Annotated in this window: 15 protein-coding genes; 11 read left to right on the forward strand and 4 right to left on the reverse strand. The window is 71.5% G+C overall.

Annotation, left to right across the window (positions count from 1 at the left end; translation table 11 throughout):
* The 5 genes from ACWGO0_RS36380 to ACWGO0_RS36400 all read left to right on the forward strand — a co-directional run.
* Window positions 1–363: ABC transporter permease (locus ACWGO0_RS36380; RefSeq protein WP_453544634.1), on the forward strand; the 363-nt coding region annotated here is incomplete at its 5' end.
* A gap of 215 nt (window positions 364–578) precedes the next feature.
* Window positions 579–1001 carry a hypothetical protein gene (locus tag ACWGO0_RS36385; RefSeq protein WP_453544636.1) on the forward strand — a complete coding sequence of 141 codons (423 nt, stop codon included), beginning with the start codon at window positions 579–581 and terminating at the stop codon, window positions 999–1001.
* Window positions 1002–1006: 5 nt separating this feature from the next.
* Complete coding sequence (gene fxsT / locus ACWGO0_RS36390) at window positions 1007–3763, forward strand: FxSxx-COOH system tetratricopeptide repeat protein (RefSeq protein ID WP_453544638.1); 2757 nt, start codon at window positions 1007–1009, stop codon at window positions 3761–3763.
* A gap of 9 nt (window positions 3764–3772) precedes the next feature.
* On the forward strand, window positions 3773–4429 hold the full coding sequence (locus tag ACWGO0_RS36395; protein WP_453544640.1) for an HD domain-containing protein: 657 nt from the start codon (window positions 3773–3775) through the stop codon (window positions 4427–4429).
* Between the two features lie 66 nt (window positions 4430–4495).
* Entirely contained in the window at window positions 4496–5761 is a 1266-nt protein-coding gene (locus ACWGO0_RS36400) for a Cmx/CmrA family chloramphenicol efflux MFS transporter (RefSeq protein WP_453544642.1), read from the forward strand.
* Window positions 5762–5771: 10 nt separating this feature from the next.
* Here ACWGO0_RS36400 and ACWGO0_RS36405 read toward each other — a convergent pair whose 3' ends face one another.
* The 3 genes from ACWGO0_RS36405 to ACWGO0_RS36415 form a co-directional block, all read right to left on the reverse strand.
* A complete protein-coding gene (locus ACWGO0_RS36405; RefSeq protein ID WP_453544644.1) occupies window positions 5772–7037 on the reverse strand; it encodes a hypothetical protein in 1266 nt (421 codons plus the stop codon).
* 94 nt (window positions 7038–7131) lie between these two features.
* The gene (locus ACWGO0_RS36410) at window positions 7132–7404 is read right to left on the reverse strand and encodes a DUF4031 domain-containing protein (protein ID WP_453544646.1); all 273 of its coding nucleotides are present in this window, start codon (window positions 7402–7404) and stop codon (window positions 7132–7134) included.
* Complete coding sequence (locus ACWGO0_RS36415; protein WP_453544648.1) at window positions 7401–7769, reverse strand: hypothetical protein; 369 nt, start codon at window positions 7767–7769, stop codon at window positions 7401–7403. The genes ACWGO0_RS36410 and ACWGO0_RS36415 overlap by 4 nt, the downstream gene beginning before the upstream one ends.
* 75 nt (window positions 7770–7844) lie before the next feature.
* Between ACWGO0_RS36415 and ACWGO0_RS36420 the strand changes: the two genes are divergently transcribed.
* The 5 genes from ACWGO0_RS36420 to ACWGO0_RS36440 all read left to right on the forward strand — a co-directional run bounded on the left by ACWGO0_RS36420 (window position 7845) and on the right by ACWGO0_RS36440 (window position 12589).
* Window positions 7845–8762, forward strand: a complete 918-nt coding sequence (locus ACWGO0_RS36420) for a MurR/RpiR family transcriptional regulator (RefSeq protein ID WP_453544650.1) — start codon at window positions 7845–7847, stop codon at window positions 8760–8762.
* Window positions 8763–8841: 79 nt separating this feature from the next.
* The gene (murQ, locus tag ACWGO0_RS36425; protein ID WP_453544652.1) at window positions 8842–9819 is read left to right on the forward strand and encodes an N-acetylmuramic acid 6-phosphate etherase; all 978 of its coding nucleotides are present in this window, start codon (window positions 8842–8844) and stop codon (window positions 9817–9819) included.
* A 58-nt stretch (window positions 9820–9877) separates the two neighbouring features.
* Window positions 9878–11401 (forward strand): PTS transporter subunit EIIC, encoded by a 1524-nt coding sequence (locus ACWGO0_RS36430; RefSeq protein WP_453544654.1) that lies wholly within the window; start codon window positions 9878–9880, stop codon window positions 11399–11401.
* A gap of 145 nt (window positions 11402–11546) precedes the next feature.
* A complete protein-coding gene (locus ACWGO0_RS36435) occupies window positions 11547–11954 on the forward strand; it encodes a RidA family protein (RefSeq protein WP_453544656.1) in 408 nt (135 codons plus the stop codon).
* A 41-nt stretch (window positions 11955–11995) separates the two neighbouring features.
* Entirely contained in the window at window positions 11996–12589 is a 594-nt protein-coding gene (locus ACWGO0_RS36440; RefSeq protein ID WP_453544658.1) for a TIGR03086 family metal-binding protein, read from the forward strand.
* An 8-nt stretch (window positions 12590–12597) separates the two neighbouring features.
* Here the strand turns inward: ACWGO0_RS36440 and ACWGO0_RS36445 are convergent, their stop codons facing one another.
* Window positions 12598–13302 carry a VanZ family protein gene (locus ACWGO0_RS36445; RefSeq protein WP_453544660.1) on the reverse strand — a complete coding sequence of 235 codons (705 nt, stop codon included), beginning with the start codon at window positions 13300–13302 and terminating at the stop codon, window positions 12598–12600.
* A 150-nt stretch (window positions 13303–13452) separates the two neighbouring features.
* Here ACWGO0_RS36445 and ACWGO0_RS36450 point away from each other — a divergent pair, with 150 nt between their 5' ends.
* Window positions 13453–13806, forward strand: a complete 354-nt coding sequence (locus ACWGO0_RS36450; protein WP_453544662.1) for a PRC-barrel domain-containing protein — start codon at window positions 13453–13455, stop codon at window positions 13804–13806.
* Window positions 13807–13852 lie beyond the last annotated feature (46 nt).

Below are 13852 nucleotides of genomic sequence, written 5' to 3' on the forward strand. Positions count from 1 at the left end.
GCCACCGCTCTGGAATGGCTGGCAGCGTTCGGACTGCTCACCCTGTTCTCCCTGGCACTCACCTGGATCGCGGTCGGCATGGGCATGGCCAGCCCGAACGCGGAGGCAGCCGCCAACAGTGCCCAGCCGCTGATCCTTCTCCCGCTCATCTCCAGTGCCTTCATCCCCGCCCACACGATGCCCGGCTGGTTCCAGCCGATCGCCGAGTACCAGCCCTTCACCCCGGCCATCGAGACCCTGCGCGGCCTGCTCCTCGGCACCGAGATCGGCCACAACGGCTGGCTGGCCGTCGCCTGGTGCCTCGCCCTCTCCGCCCTCGGCTACTACTGGTCCAAGTCCCAGTTCAACCGCGACCCGAAGTAACCCGGCATGATCCAAACGACAGGCCCTAGCCCCGCCCCAGGGCGGCGTACTCCGACCACCACGTCGGAGAACGCCGCCCCGTCGGCGTCCTGGACCACCCACCGGCCCCGTCGGGCCCACCCCGCCCAACCCCGCGCGGGCGCGCCACGCCGACTGGCATCATGGAGAGGGTCATGCACGTGGCAGCCTGCCCTGGCAGGCAAGTTGGGGGAATTGTGGACGCTCTAACGGTCGCAGGCGAGATCGCGCCCTACGTGACGGCAGCGGTCGGCGCCTACGGCACCGCCGTACTGACCCTCGCCGCCGACACGAGCGCGGACGCCACGGTCGGCCTCGGCCGGCGCATCCTCCAGCGCATCCGCGGCAACGAGGAGGACCCCGCCGGCCTCGACCGCCTGGACCAGGCCGTCGCCGAGGCGGCGCAAGCACCCGAGGACGAGGACTTCCAGGCCATGCTCCGGGTCCAGATCAAGAAGGCGCTGCTCGCCGACGCCGAACTCACGGCGGACATCGCACGCATGGTCTCCGAGTCCGCGGTGTCCTCGGTCTCCTTCACGGCCTCCGGCGAAGGCGCGGTGGCCGTCCAGCACAACTCCGGGGTCATCAGCACCGGAAGCAACGCCCAGATCCAGCGGTGAGCGCCATGACTCCCGTACAGCCGCCCGAGCCTCCCGTCCCCGCCGGTTCCGCGCGCTGGGAGGCTTCGGGCGACCGAGCCGTCGCCGTGGACGCCAACGCGGGGATCATCAGTACGGGCCCGGGGGCCACCATCTACACGGCCCCCGCCGTCCAACTCCCCCCGGCCCAGAGCGTCGCGGAGCCCCGCGGGCAGCGCAACCACAATCTGCCGCGCCCGCCCAGCGCCCTGTTCGTGGGCCGGGACGACGATGTCGTCAGGCTCGGTACGTCGCTGGCCGAGGAGAACGAGCCGGTCACCCGGATCCTGGTCGGACTCGGCGGTGTCGGCAAGACGAGTCTCACCCTGCAGTACGCCCACCGGTACCGGGAGCGGTACACGACGGTGTGGTGGATCACGGCCGACAACCCGGACGCCATCACGGCCGGGCTCGCCTCGCTCACCAGCCGTCTGCTGCCCGACCTCGCGACCCCGGCCACCACCAACGCGCTGGCCGAGTGGGCGATTTCGTGGTTCCAGACGCATCCGGGCTGGCTCGTGGTGTTCGACAACGCGGACGACCCGAGCCACCTCGCGCCGGTCATCAGCCAGCTCGACACCGGACGCCACCTGATCACCAGCCGCCGCACGGCCGGCTGGCACCACCTGGCCGCGCCGCTGCGCCTCGACGTCCTCAGCCCGGCCGACGCCGCCGAACTGCTGAGGCGCACAGCCGGCCGCCCCGCGACGGGCGACACGGGCAGCGCGGCCGACGCAGCCGACGCGACGACCGTGGCCGAACTGGCCGCCGAACTGGGCCACTTGCCGCTCGCCCTGGAGCAGGCCGGTGCGTACATCCACAACCACGCCATCGCCTTCTCCGCCTATCTGGAACGGGTACGGCGCTACCCGGCCCGGATGTTCGCGACGGCCTACGCGGGCAGCACCGACCGTCGCACCATCGCCCGCGTCTGGCGCGTGACGCTCAGCACCATCGCCGACCGGGACCCGCTCGCCGTGGACATCCTGCGGACGCTGGCCTGGTTCGCCCCGGACCAGCTGCCGCTGGACCTCATCACGTCGATGGACGACGACCTGCTGGCGGTCGACGACGCACTGGCGCTCCTCGCCGGCTACAGCATGATCACGCTGGCGCCACCCCACCTGCGCGTCCACCGCCTGGTCCAGGCGGTGGCCCGCACGGCGGACCCCGCCGACCCACTGCGTACCGAGGAGGCGATCCTGATGGCGCGAGACCGGGCCGCGAGGATCCTGCTGGACAGCCTGCCGCGCGAGGGGACCGAGGGGGAGGCGGGCGCCGCGTCGATCGCCGTCCCCCAGTGGCCCGGCTGGCGGAACCTCCGCCCGCACATCGAAGCCTTCATGGACCTGATGCCGCAGGACCAGGACACCGCCGAGGTCGCCGTCGTACTGCACGAGACGTCCCGCTTCCTGCTGGACCAGGGCCACGTCCCCCAGGCCGCCCGCTACAGCGAACGGGCCCTCGCGGCCCGCGAGCGCGTCCTCGGCGACGACAGCCCCGAGACGCTCTCCACCCGCAACCAGCTGGGGAACATCTACCGCGCCGCCGGAGACCTCGGCCGGGCGATCCCCCTGTACGAGCGGACCGTCGCCGCCCGCGAACGGGTGCTCGGCGCCGACCACCCCGACACCCTCTCCACCCGGAACTACCTGGCCAACGCCTACCGCGACTCGGGCCGCGTCGACCGGTCGATCCCGCTGTACGAACGCACCCTCGCCGACCGCGAACGGGTCCTGGGCCGGGATCACCCGGAGACGCTGATCTCCCGCAACAACCTGGCGAGCGGCTACCGCGACGCGGGCGACCTCACACGCTCGATCGCCCTGTTCGAGGCGACGCGCACCGAGGCGGAGCGCGCATTGGGCCAGGACCACCCCCGTACGCTCCTCTTCCGCAACAACCTCGCCACCGCCTACGAGGCGGCGGGCGATCTGGCCCGCGCCCTCCCCCTGTACGAGCGCACGCTCGCCGACCGGGAGAACCTCCTCGGCGCCACCCACCCCGACACGCTCACCACGCGCAACAACCTGGCGGGCGCCCTCCAGGACACCGGCGGCCTGCCGCGCGCCCTGGAGCTGTACGAGCGCACGCTCGCCGACTCCGAGCGGGTGCTCGGCCACGAACACCCCCGTACGCTCCTGGTCCGCAGCAATCTGGCCGATGCGCTGGCGCAGGCGGGAGACCGGGGCGCGGCCCGGGCCCTGTGGGAGTCGGTCGTCACGGACTCCGAACGCCTGCTGGGTTCCGACCACCCCGACACCCTCCTGGTACGCGGCAATCTGGCCGGTGTCCTGTGGGAGACGGGCGACCCCGAGCGGGCCGCCGCGCTCTGGGCATCGGTCGTCGCGGACTCGGAGCGCATCCTCGGCGCCGACCACCCGGACACGCTCCTCGCGCGCGGCAACCTCGCCCGCGCCGGACACTCGGTCGAGCTGTCGGAGCGGGCGCTCGCCGACTGCGTACGCGTGCTCGGCGACGACCACCCCCGGACCCTCACGGCGCGCCGCGAGCTGGCGCTCGCCCTCGAAGCGGCGGGCGATCTGCCGCAAGCCCTCGCGGTGTGCGAGCGCGCGGCCGGGGACGCCGTCCGGGCGCTGGGCCCGGACCATCCACGAACGCGTTCCGCACGAGCCACGCTGGCGCGCCTGCGCCGTACGTTGATCGTGCGGGTGCCCGTGCTCGACGGATCGGCGTCCCGGCGGGTCCTCCTGAACAACGACACCCCCCACGACACCCCCTAGGGTCGTGCCATGACCGACGACAGCGCCCAGAGCCGCCTCCGTACCCGCTGGCACGCGGCCCTCGTCGCCGTCCGGGGCGGCGCCGAGGACCCCGATCCGCTGCCGTACGCCGACAACCTCCTGGCGCGCTGGGCGGAACCCCAGCGGCGCTACCACACCACCACCCACCTGGCCGCGGTCCTGGACCGCGTCGACACGCTCGCGGATCATGCGGCGGCCCCGGACGTGGTGCGGCTCGCCGTCTGGTTCCACGACGCGGTCTACCGCCCCGACCGCTCCGAGAACGAGGAGCGCAGCGCCGTACTCGCCGAGCGCGCCCTGTCCGAGGCCGGTGCCCCCGCCGACGTGACCGCCGAGGTGGCGCGCCTGGTGCGCCTCACCGTCACGCACGATCCGGTGGACGGCGACACCGACGGCGAGGTGCTGTGCGACGCGGACCTGGCGATCCTGGCGTCCGCCCCGAAGGAGTACGCGGAGTACGCGGCGCAGGTGCGCGAGGAGTACGCCTTCGTGCCCGACGAGGCGTTCCGGGAGGGCCGTGCGGCGGTGCTGCGGCAGCTGCTCGTGCTGCCCCGGCTGTTCCGTACGCCGCACGGGATCGCGGAGTGGGAGCCGAGGGCCCGGCAGAACCTGACGACGGAGCTGGAGCTGCTCACGGGAATGTGAGCGACACAATGGGTGTTGCCGAGTGTCATGCCCGACTCCGTCTCCAGCCCTTCCCGTCGTGCCCGTATGCCCCTGGCCGTATACATCCTGGGTCTCTCGGTCTTCGCTCTCGGTACCAGCGAGTTCATGCTGTCCGGGCTGCTGCCACCGATCGCCGAGGACATGGATGTGTCCATACCGCAGGCCGGGCTCCTCATATCGGCCTTCGCGATCGGCATGGTGGTCGGCGCCCCGCTGCTGGCCGTGGCCACGCTCAGACTGCCGCGCCGCACCACTCTCATCGCCCTGATCTCGGTCTTCGGCCTCGGCCAGATCGCGGGTGCGCTGGCTCCGACGTACGAGATCCTCTTCGTCTCGCGTGTGGTCAGCGCCTTCGCCTGTGCGGGGTTCTGGGCCGTCGGTGCGGCGGTCGCCATCGCGATGGTGCCGGTGAACGCGCGGGCGCGGGCGATGGCCGTGATGATCGGCGGGCTCTCGATCGCCAATGTGCTGGGTGTGCCGCTGGGCGCGTTCCTCGGTGAGCATCTGGGCTGGCGTTCGGCGTTCTGGGCGGTGGGCGCGGCGTCGGCCGTGGCGCTGGTCGGGGTGGCGACGCTCATCCCCCGTATCCCGCTCCCGGCGGAGAAGCCGCAGCTCAAGCGGGAGATGTCGATCTACCGGGACCGGCAGGTCTGGCTCTCGGTCGTGATCACGGCGCTCGCGGCGGGCGGTGTGTTCTGCGCGTTCAGCTATCTGGCGCCGCTGCTGACGGATGTCGCGGGGCTGGGCTCGGGCTGGGTGCCGTGGGTGCTCGGGCTGTTCGGGGTCGGCGCGCTGATCGGTACGACGATCGGCGGCCGGGTCGCGGACGCGCACCTTTTCGGGGTGCTGCTGAGCGGTATCACGGCCTCCACGGTCTTCCTGGTGGCGCTGGCCCTGTTCGCCTCCAGCCAGGTGGCCGTGGTCGCGCTCGCCTTCCTGCTGGGCCTCTCGGCGTTCTTCACGGCGCCCGCGCTCAACGCCCGTATGTTCAACGTGGCGGGCGCGGCCCCGACCCTGGCGGGCGCGACGACGACGGCCGCGTTCAACCTGGGCAACACGAGTGGCCCGTGGCTCGGCGGCACGGTGATCGACGCGGACTTCGGCTTCGCGGCGACGGCGTGGGCGGGCGCGGGGATGACGGTGCTGGCGCTGGTGGCGGTGGTGTTCTCGCTCCGGCTGCACCGTGGGTCCGCAACCCCGTCCCGCCTGGTCGCGACGGCGAAGTCCACGCACGCGGCGCCGGACGCGGCGGGCGCGGCGGACGCACCGGACCTCGCCCCCGCCGCCCCCGCCCCCGCCGACAGGACCTGACCGCCCTACCTCAGCGCCCGCTTCTCCGGAGCGCCGCGAACGGCTGGGGCTCGGAGCCGTCGACGACCGAGGTGCCGAGGACCGTGAGACCGGCCCGGCCGCTGATCACCGTACTGGCGCTGTTCTCGGACGGGCCCGCGGTGGAGGGCTGAGGCAGGTCGAGCAACGTCCACCGGCCCTCACCCTCGCGCTCCCCCTCGCCCGTCACCGGATTCCACCGCCAGGCCAGCGCATCCCGCCGCTCGCCGAGCGTCTGGCCGGCGACGGCGATGCCGCCACCCGGGACGACGGTCACGCCGAAGAGCCGGGCGTGGACGTCCGGCACCGCGATCGTGCGCCACCGTGTCCCGTCGTAGCGGGCCACCAGCGCCCGGGTCGTACCGTCGGCCGGGGCCCAGTCCTCTCCCACCAGCCACACGTCGCCCGCCGCCGTGACGGCGAGTCCGTGCGCGTGACCGGGCCGGTCGGTCACGCCCGCGGCCGAGACCTGCCTCCAGGACGTGCCGTCGTAGTGCATGAGGAGCGGGCCACCGGTGTTGCCGTCGTACCCGGCCGCCCAGACGTCGTCGGCGGAGACCGCCTGGACCGAGTTGAGGTACCAGTAGTCGCCCCCGAGCTCGGGGAGCGTTACCTCGCGCCACGCGGTCCCGTCGAAGTGCCTGGCGATCCCCGCGTGCCGGGACTCGATGATCCAGCCGCCCTTTTCCTTGTTCCAGGTGCGTGACACCTCGATCTGCGCGTAGCCCACGGCCCAGGTCCCGTCGGCACTGGTGTCCACGTCCAGCAGCGACGCCGCCTCGCCCTTGGCCGGCAGCTCCGTCGGGACGACGCTCCACTCCGTACCGTCGTAGTGCTGGGTGTAGATCCGCCCGTCGAGTGCGGAGCTGTCGTCACCCACCAGCCACACGTCGTCCGGTCCGTGGGCGTCGATGGCGTTGACCCGGCTGTTGACGTCCCCGGCAGCCTCCGAGGCCGCCGCCACCGGCCGCCACGCACCACCGGCGGATCCACGGTCGGCGACCACCGGACGGAACCGGGTCGCCTTCCCCTCCCTGTGGACGGCGAATCCGGCGGCCAGGGTCCGCCCCTGCCCCACGCTCGCGGCTCCCGTGAGATTGGCGTCGGTGAACGGCAGCGGCTGGGCCGTCCAGGCGCCCGCCGCATCCGCGCTCCTCCCATGCGCGGACGCGGGCAGGGGCGCGAGGAGTGCCGTGGACAGGACGGCAACGGCGACAGTGGTCCTGAACAGCGACCGGCGGGTACGGATGATCCGCATACGGTGGTTCCTTCCGGGAGTTGATCTCTCACCCGGTAAGTGCGCCGACCCACCACCAACGTTGCACGCCCCCGCAACCCCCGTAATCAACCCCCTACCCCGCCGCAGGCCGCCCCTTCGGCCGCCGCAGACCGGCCGCCGTCAGCCGGCGCACGATCTCCTTCGACCCGACCTCCAGCGCCCCGGCCCGCACGGCATCCGCGTACCGCGCCTCCGGTACGTCGTAGTGGTCGCGTTCGAAGGCGCGCGGCGGGCAGCCGATCGAGGCCGCGAAGGCGTGCAGTTCGTCGAACGAGACATCGCTGACCAGATGCGACCAGAGCATCCCGTGCCCAGGCCAGTCCGGCGGGTCGATGTAGAGCGTCAACGTCGCAGCACCCCGCCCAGCCGGCCCACGGCCGCCACCTGCACGGTCGCCTTCGTGCAGACCCAGTGCGGGTCGGGACCGAGCTCGGGCTCGACGTCGAGCGCGTGCGGGCCTTCCTCGACGCAGACCGGGCACAGGGGCCAGCGCCCGTACTTCTCCAGCAGGGCGTCCTGCACATCCTGGGCGATCAGGCCGACGACGAAGTCCGCGCCCTCGGGCCACTGCTCGACCCACCAGCGCCGGTGCGTCACGGCGTCCTCGACCAGCGAGACGATCTCGGCCTCGGCGACGTCGCCCGCGACAAGATCGGCCATGACGAGTGCCCGGGCCGTGTGCAGCGCCTGTTCCAAGGGGTTCATCTCCATGCAGCCATTGTCCCTCGAAGGAAGGGGGCGAAAAGGGGGGTTGACGGACCACCCCTTTGAAAATATCTTTCAAAGGTGACCAATGAAGTGAAGGAAAGTTTCAAGGGCGATTCGCCGCCCGCCCCTGCCGCTCTCGCGGCCAAGGTCCGGACCCTCGCACCGTCCATGACCCGCTCCATGCAGCGGGTCGCCGAAGCCGTCGCGGGGGACCCTGCCGGGTGCGCCGCCCTCACCGTCACCGGTCTCGCCGAGCTCACCGGCACCAGCGAGGCCACCGTGGTCCGCACCGCCCGCCTCCTCGGCTACCCCGGCTACCGCGACCTGCGCCTCGCACTCGCCGGTCTCGCCGCCCACCAGCTGTCCGGCCGGGCGCCCGCCGTCACCGCCGATATCACCGTCGACGACCCGATCGCCGACGTCGTCGCCAAGCTCGCCTACGACGAGCAGCAGACGCTCGCCGACACCGCGGCCGGCCTCGACACCGTGCAGCTCGGCGCCGCCGTCGCCGCCGCGTCGACCGCCCGCCGCATCGACATCTACGGCGCCGGCGCCTCCTCGCTCGTCGGCCAGGACCTGGCGCAGAAGCTGCTCCGTATCGGCCTGATCGCCCACGCCCACGCGGACCCGCACCTCGCCGTCACCAACGCCGTGCAGCTCCGCTCGGGCGATGTGGCCATCGCGATCACCCACTCCGGATCGACGAGCGACGTCATCGAGCCGCTCCGGGTCGCCTTCGACCACGGCGCGACGACCGTCGCGATCACCGGCCGCCCCGACGGCCCGGTCTCGCAGTACGCGGACCACGTCCTGACCACGTCCACGGCCCGCGAGAGCGAGCTGCGACCCGCCGCCATGTCGAGCCGGACGAGCCAACTCCTCGTCGTGGACTGCCTGTTCATAGGCATCGCGCAGCGTACGTACGAGACGGCCGCCCCGGCCCTCGCCGCGTCGTACGAGGCGCTCGCGCACCGCCACAATCCGCGCACGCGCTGACCACGCGCCGCCACATCGCCACATCGCCACACCGCAGAACCGCTGAACGTACGAGATCGAGAAAGCAGAGCCGCTCTCCATGACCTCATCCACCGAAACCGACACCGACCCCGACGCCGACTCCACCCCCGACGGATACGGGGAGCTGCGCGCCGAACTCGCCACGCTCACGACAGAGGCGTTCCGCCCGGAGCTCGCCGAGATCGACCGCCTGGCCACCGAGGAGATCGCGCGGATCATGAACGGCGAGGACAGCACCGTCCCCGCCGCCGTCGCCGACAAGCTGCCGCAGATCTCCGCCGCGATCGACGCCACCGCCGAGCGCATGGCGCGCGGCGGCCGGCTGATCTACGCGGGCGCCGGCACCGCGGGCCGTCTCGGTGTCCTCGACGCCAGCGAGTGCCCGCCCACGTTCAACACCGACCCGTCCGAGGTCGTCGGCCTCATCGCGGGCGGCCCGACCGCCATGGTCAAGGCGGTGGAGGGCGCCGAGGACAGCAAGGAGCTGGCCGCCGCCGACCTCGACGCACTCGCCCTCACGGCGAACGACACCGTGGTCGGGATCTCCGCCTCCGGCCGCACGCCGTACGCGATCGGTGCCGTCGAGCACGCCCGCACCCGGGGCGCGCTGACCATCGGCCTGTCCTGCAACGCGGACTCGGCGCTCGCCGCCGCCGCCGAGCACGGCCTCGAAGTCGTCGTCGGCCCGGAGCTGCTCACCGGCTCCACCCGCCTCAAGGCCGGTACGGCGCAGAAGCTCGTCCTCAACATGCTCTCGACGATCACGATGATCCGGCTCGGCAAGACGTACGGGAATCTGATGGTCGACGTGCGCGCTTCCAACGAGAAGCTGCGGGCCCGCTCCCGCCGCATCGTCTCGCTGGCCACCGGCGCGTCCGACGAGGAGATCGAGGCGGCGCTCGCCGCGACCGACGGCGAGGTGAAGAACGCGATCCTGACCATCCTCGGCCAGGTCGACGGCCCCACCGCCGCCACGCTCCTCACCGAGTCGGACGGCCATCTCCGCGCCGCCCTGGCGGCCGTACGCCCCACTTGACCCACCCGCAGCACCGTCCCCACCCCCCGCACCCCCCGCACAGCAAGGCACCACGCCCATGGCTACTGAAGACAAGAACCGCGCCACCGCCGCCGCGATCCTTCCGCTCGTCGGTGGCGCAGCGAACGTCGGCTCGATCGCCCACTGCATGACCCGGCTCCGCCTCGGCCTGCACGACCGTTCGCTGGTCGACGACGAAGCGCTCAAGGCGATCCCCGCCGTCATGGGCGTGGTCGAGGACGACACGTACCAGATCGTCCTCGGCCCCGGCACGGTCGCCAGGGTCACCCCGGAGTTCGAACGGCTGGTCGAGGAGGGCCGGGAATCCGCCCCCGCCGACCCGCTCACCCCCGTCGTCCACACCTCCGAGGAACTGGCCGCGCAGGGCGCCGCGATCAAGGCGCAGCGGAAGGCGAAGAACGCCACCCCGTTCAAGCTGTTCCTGCGCAAGATCGCGAACATCTTCGTACCGCTGATCCCGGCCCTCATCGGCTGCGGCATCATCGCCGGTCTGAACGGGCTGCTGGTCAACCTTCAGTGGCTGCCGGCCGTCACCCCCGCCCTCGCCGCGATGGCCTCCGGCTTCATGGCGCTGATCGCGGTCTTCGTCGGCTACAACACGGCGAAGGAGTTCGGCGGTACGCCGATCCTGGGCGGTGCCGTCGCCGCGATCATCGTCTTCCCGGGCGTCGCCAACATCGAGGCGTTCGGCCAGCAGCTCTCCCCCGGCCAGGGCGGTGTGCTCGGCGCGCTCGGCGCCGCGGTGCTCGCGGTGTACGTGGAGAAGTGGTGCCGCCGCTGGGTTCCCGAGGCTCTGGACGTCCTGGTCACCCCGACCCTGACGGTCCTGATCTCCGGCCTGGTGACGATCTTCGGCCTGATGTACGTGGCGGGGGAGATCTCCACCGCGATCGGTACGTTCGCCGACTGGCTGCTCTCCAACGGCGGCGCGGGCGCGGGCTTCGTCCTCGGCGGCTTCTTCCTCCCGCTGGTGATGCTGGGCCTGCACCAGGCCCTCATCCCGATCCACACCACGCTCATCGAGCAGCAGGGCTTCACCGTTCTGCTCCCGATCCTCGCGATGGCGGGAGCGGGCCAGGTCGGCGCGGCCATGGCCGTCTACCTCCGCCTCCCCCGCAACGAGTCGATCCGCCGCACCATCAAGTCCGCCCTCCCCGCGGGCCTGCTGGGCGTCGGCGAGCCCCTGATCTACGGCGTCTCGCTCCCCCTGGGCCGCCCGTTCATCACGGCGTGCATCGGCGGCGCGTTCGGCGGCGGCTTCGTCGGCCTGTTCAACCAGCTCGGCGACACGGTCGGCTCCACGGCCATCGGCCCGTCCGGCTGGGCCCTGTTCCCGCTCCTGGACGGCAACCACGGCCTGGGCTCGACGATCGCGATCTACGCGGGCGGCCTGTTGGTCGGTTACGTCGCCGGTTTCGTCGCGACGTACTTCTTCGGCTTCAGCAAGGACCTCCTGACGGAGTTCAACGTCTCCCAGGAACCGGCCCATTCAAAGATCGCGGCCACGGGCCCGGCCGGCACGGGCCCCGGCTCCACAACGAAGGAACCGGCGGCGGTCTAGCCACCTCTCCCCCCGCTTCCCCCGCTATTGCGGAGTCTGCGTTGCGCCTTACGCTCTGCGGGCTCCGCAAAACGCGTTCTGAGAGCCTGAACCGCTCGTCTACGCTCCTACGTTCCTGCACTCCTACGTCCGTGAGGGAAATACCGTGCCCCGTGCCGTCACCCTGATCCGCTCCGGCTCGCTGTCCGACGTAGCCGAGTACGCGTACGCGGCCACCGCGCCGCCCGAAGCGCGTCTGATCTTCCTCGCCGGAGCATGTCCGCTGAACGAGGACGGGTCCACGGCAGCGGTCGGGGACTACGCGGGTCAGGCAGCCAAAGCCGTACAGAACATGCGGACCGCACTGTCCGACGCAGGTGCCTCGATCGAGGACGTCATCAGCACCCGCGTGCTCGTCGCATCCACCTCCCAGGCAGACCTGGTGACCGCCTGGAAGGTGATCCGGGCCGCGTTCGGGGACCACGACGTCCCCAGCACCCTGATGGGAGTCACCGTGCTCGGCTACCACGACCAGCTCGTGGAGATCGAAGCCGTCGCCGCCGTACTCGACTAAATGTGTGGCCCGGAAGCGGGAGCACGGCTAGCGTCGCGGCCGTGGCTATCGGAGAACTGGACATCAGAGACCTGGACCGCCGTGCCCTCGCCACCATGGGAGCGATGGTCGCGCAGGTCGCCCCGGACCAACTCCCGCTACCGACACCGTGTGCCGACTGGACACTGCACGGCCTGCTCCGCCACCAGGTGAGCGAGAACCTCGGCTTCGCAGCCGCTGCGGCAGGCGTCACCGATGACATCCGGGCCTGGGACCAGGGCGACCTGGGCGGGGACCCCCACCGGGCGTACCTCGACTCGGCCGATGCCATGACCAAGGCGTTCGCCGACGATGTCCTGGACCGTTCGCTCCAGATCAGGGAGTTCGGATTCTTCCCGGGCCGGGCCGCTCTCGGTATGCATGTACTCGACTGCGTGGTTCACGGCTGGGACGTCGCCCGGACCATCGGTGCCGCGTACGACCCGGACGCCGACCTCGTCCGGTACTCGCTCAAGGTCGCGGCACGGATCCCGGCCGGAGCACCGGCCGACGACCGGCCGAGGGCCGCGTTCGCCCCGGTGGTCGAGGTCTCCTCGGACTCCTCCGCGCTGGACCGGCTGCTCGGACTCGTCGGCCGCCGCCCGGCAGCAGGCTGAGCAACGGCTCAGCGGAGTGCGCAGTTCGTGGGAAGCGTTCGCGGCGAAACTCCACTGCTCTGCCGCCACCAGCGGCGCGACGCCAGCGCGGCCAGTACGGCGCCGGTGGCGTTGACCAGTACGTCGTCCACGGAGGACACCCGGTCCAGCCGCAGGACGTACTGCGCGGTCTCGACCAGGACCGAACACCCCGCCCCGAGCGCCAGAATCCGCGGCACGGACGCCAGTGCCGCGAACCGCATCGGGGCGAAGAACCCCAGCGCCGCGAAGACCAGCAGGTTGCCGACGATCCCGACCGGCCCCATCGTGACCAGGTCCCGCAGCGGTACGAGGCTCACCCGGCCGGGGACGATGCCGGCCCCTGCGCCCGGCATCATGGTCATCCATATCCACGGCACCGTCCCGTGGACCATGCCCACCTCGGCCAGCGACATCCGCCACGGCGATATGCCACCGTCGGCGGCCCGCCGACGGCGCGCCAGAGCCCACACCACCAGCACGGACAACGGCAGCGCGGCCAACGTCATGAGCACCACACCGTTGAACGTGCCGAAGCAGCGGTCCCACCGCCCGCTCACGCACATCGGAGCGGTCATCATGAGCGGCCCCCGCACAACGAACACGGCGCTTGCCAAGCCGAGGATCGCCAGGCCGATGAGCACGATCCTGCGCGTGGGGCGCGGCGGTGCCGACAGGGATGCGTTGTAGTTCACGCCGCCATTCAATACGGAGGAGTCCGCGGTGGCGTACGCATGCGATGTGTGAGGCCCCGGCATCCGGGCACCCGATACTGCGAGCGGCACTCACCACCATTTCGGTGGGGGCCGACATGCCGAATCGGACCGTCTGGAAAGGAGCCAAATATGAGCGACAACCTGTGGGGTTACCAGCCTTCGAGCGGCCACACCGCGGGCGCCGATCTGACCGGATACTCGGTCGAGGCGACTGACGGCAGTATCGGCAAGGTCGACAAGCACTCCGACGAGGTCGGCTCGGCCTATCTGGTCGTCGACACCGGAGTGTGGATCTTCGGGAAGGACGTCCTGCTGCCCGCCGGCACGGTCAAGCACGTGGACACCGAGGACCGAAAGATCTTCGTGAGTCTGACCAAGGAGCAGATCAAGGACTCCCCGGAGTTCGACAAGCACAAGCACACGGACGACCCGGGCTATCACGAGGTGCTCGGTGGCTACTACGGCAGCTACCGCCTCATGTAACCCGGCGCACACCCCGGTACGCGGCGGGGCCGGCCCTGAAGAAGGG

This window comes from Streptomyces sp. NPDC055749, assembly GCF_053617235.1.

Excerpts from the sequence above, each read along its gene's own strand:
- ACWGO0_RS36400 (WP_453544642.1), top strand. The coding sequence starts at position 4,496 with ATGCCCCTGGCCGTATACATCCTGGGTCTCTCGGTCTTCGCTCTCGGT.
- fxsT (WP_453544638.1), top strand. The coding sequence starts at position 1,007 with ATGACTCCCGTACAGCCGCCCGAGCCTCCCGTCCCCGCCGGTTCCGCG.
- ACWGO0_RS36415 (WP_453544648.1), bottom strand. The coding sequence starts at position 7,769 with ATGGAGATGAACCCCTTGGAACAGGCGCTGCACACGGCCCGGGCACTC.
- ACWGO0_RS36395 (WP_453544640.1), top strand. The coding sequence starts at position 3,773 with ATGACCGACGACAGCGCCCAGAGCCGCCTCCGTACCCGCTGGCACGCG.
- ACWGO0_RS36430 (WP_453544654.1), top strand. The coding sequence starts at position 9,878 with ATGGCTACTGAAGACAAGAACCGCGCCACCGCCGCCGCGATCCTTCCG.
- murQ (WP_453544652.1), top strand. The coding sequence starts at position 8,842 with ATGACCTCATCCACCGAAACCGACACCGACCCCGACGCCGACTCCACC.
- ACWGO0_RS36450 (WP_453544662.1), top strand. The coding sequence starts at position 13,453 with ATGAGCGACAACCTGTGGGGTTACCAGCCTTCGAGCGGCCACACCGCG.
- ACWGO0_RS36405 (WP_453544644.1), bottom strand. The coding sequence starts at position 7,037 with ATGCGGATCATCCGTACCCGCCGGTCGCTGTTCAGGACCACTGTCGCC.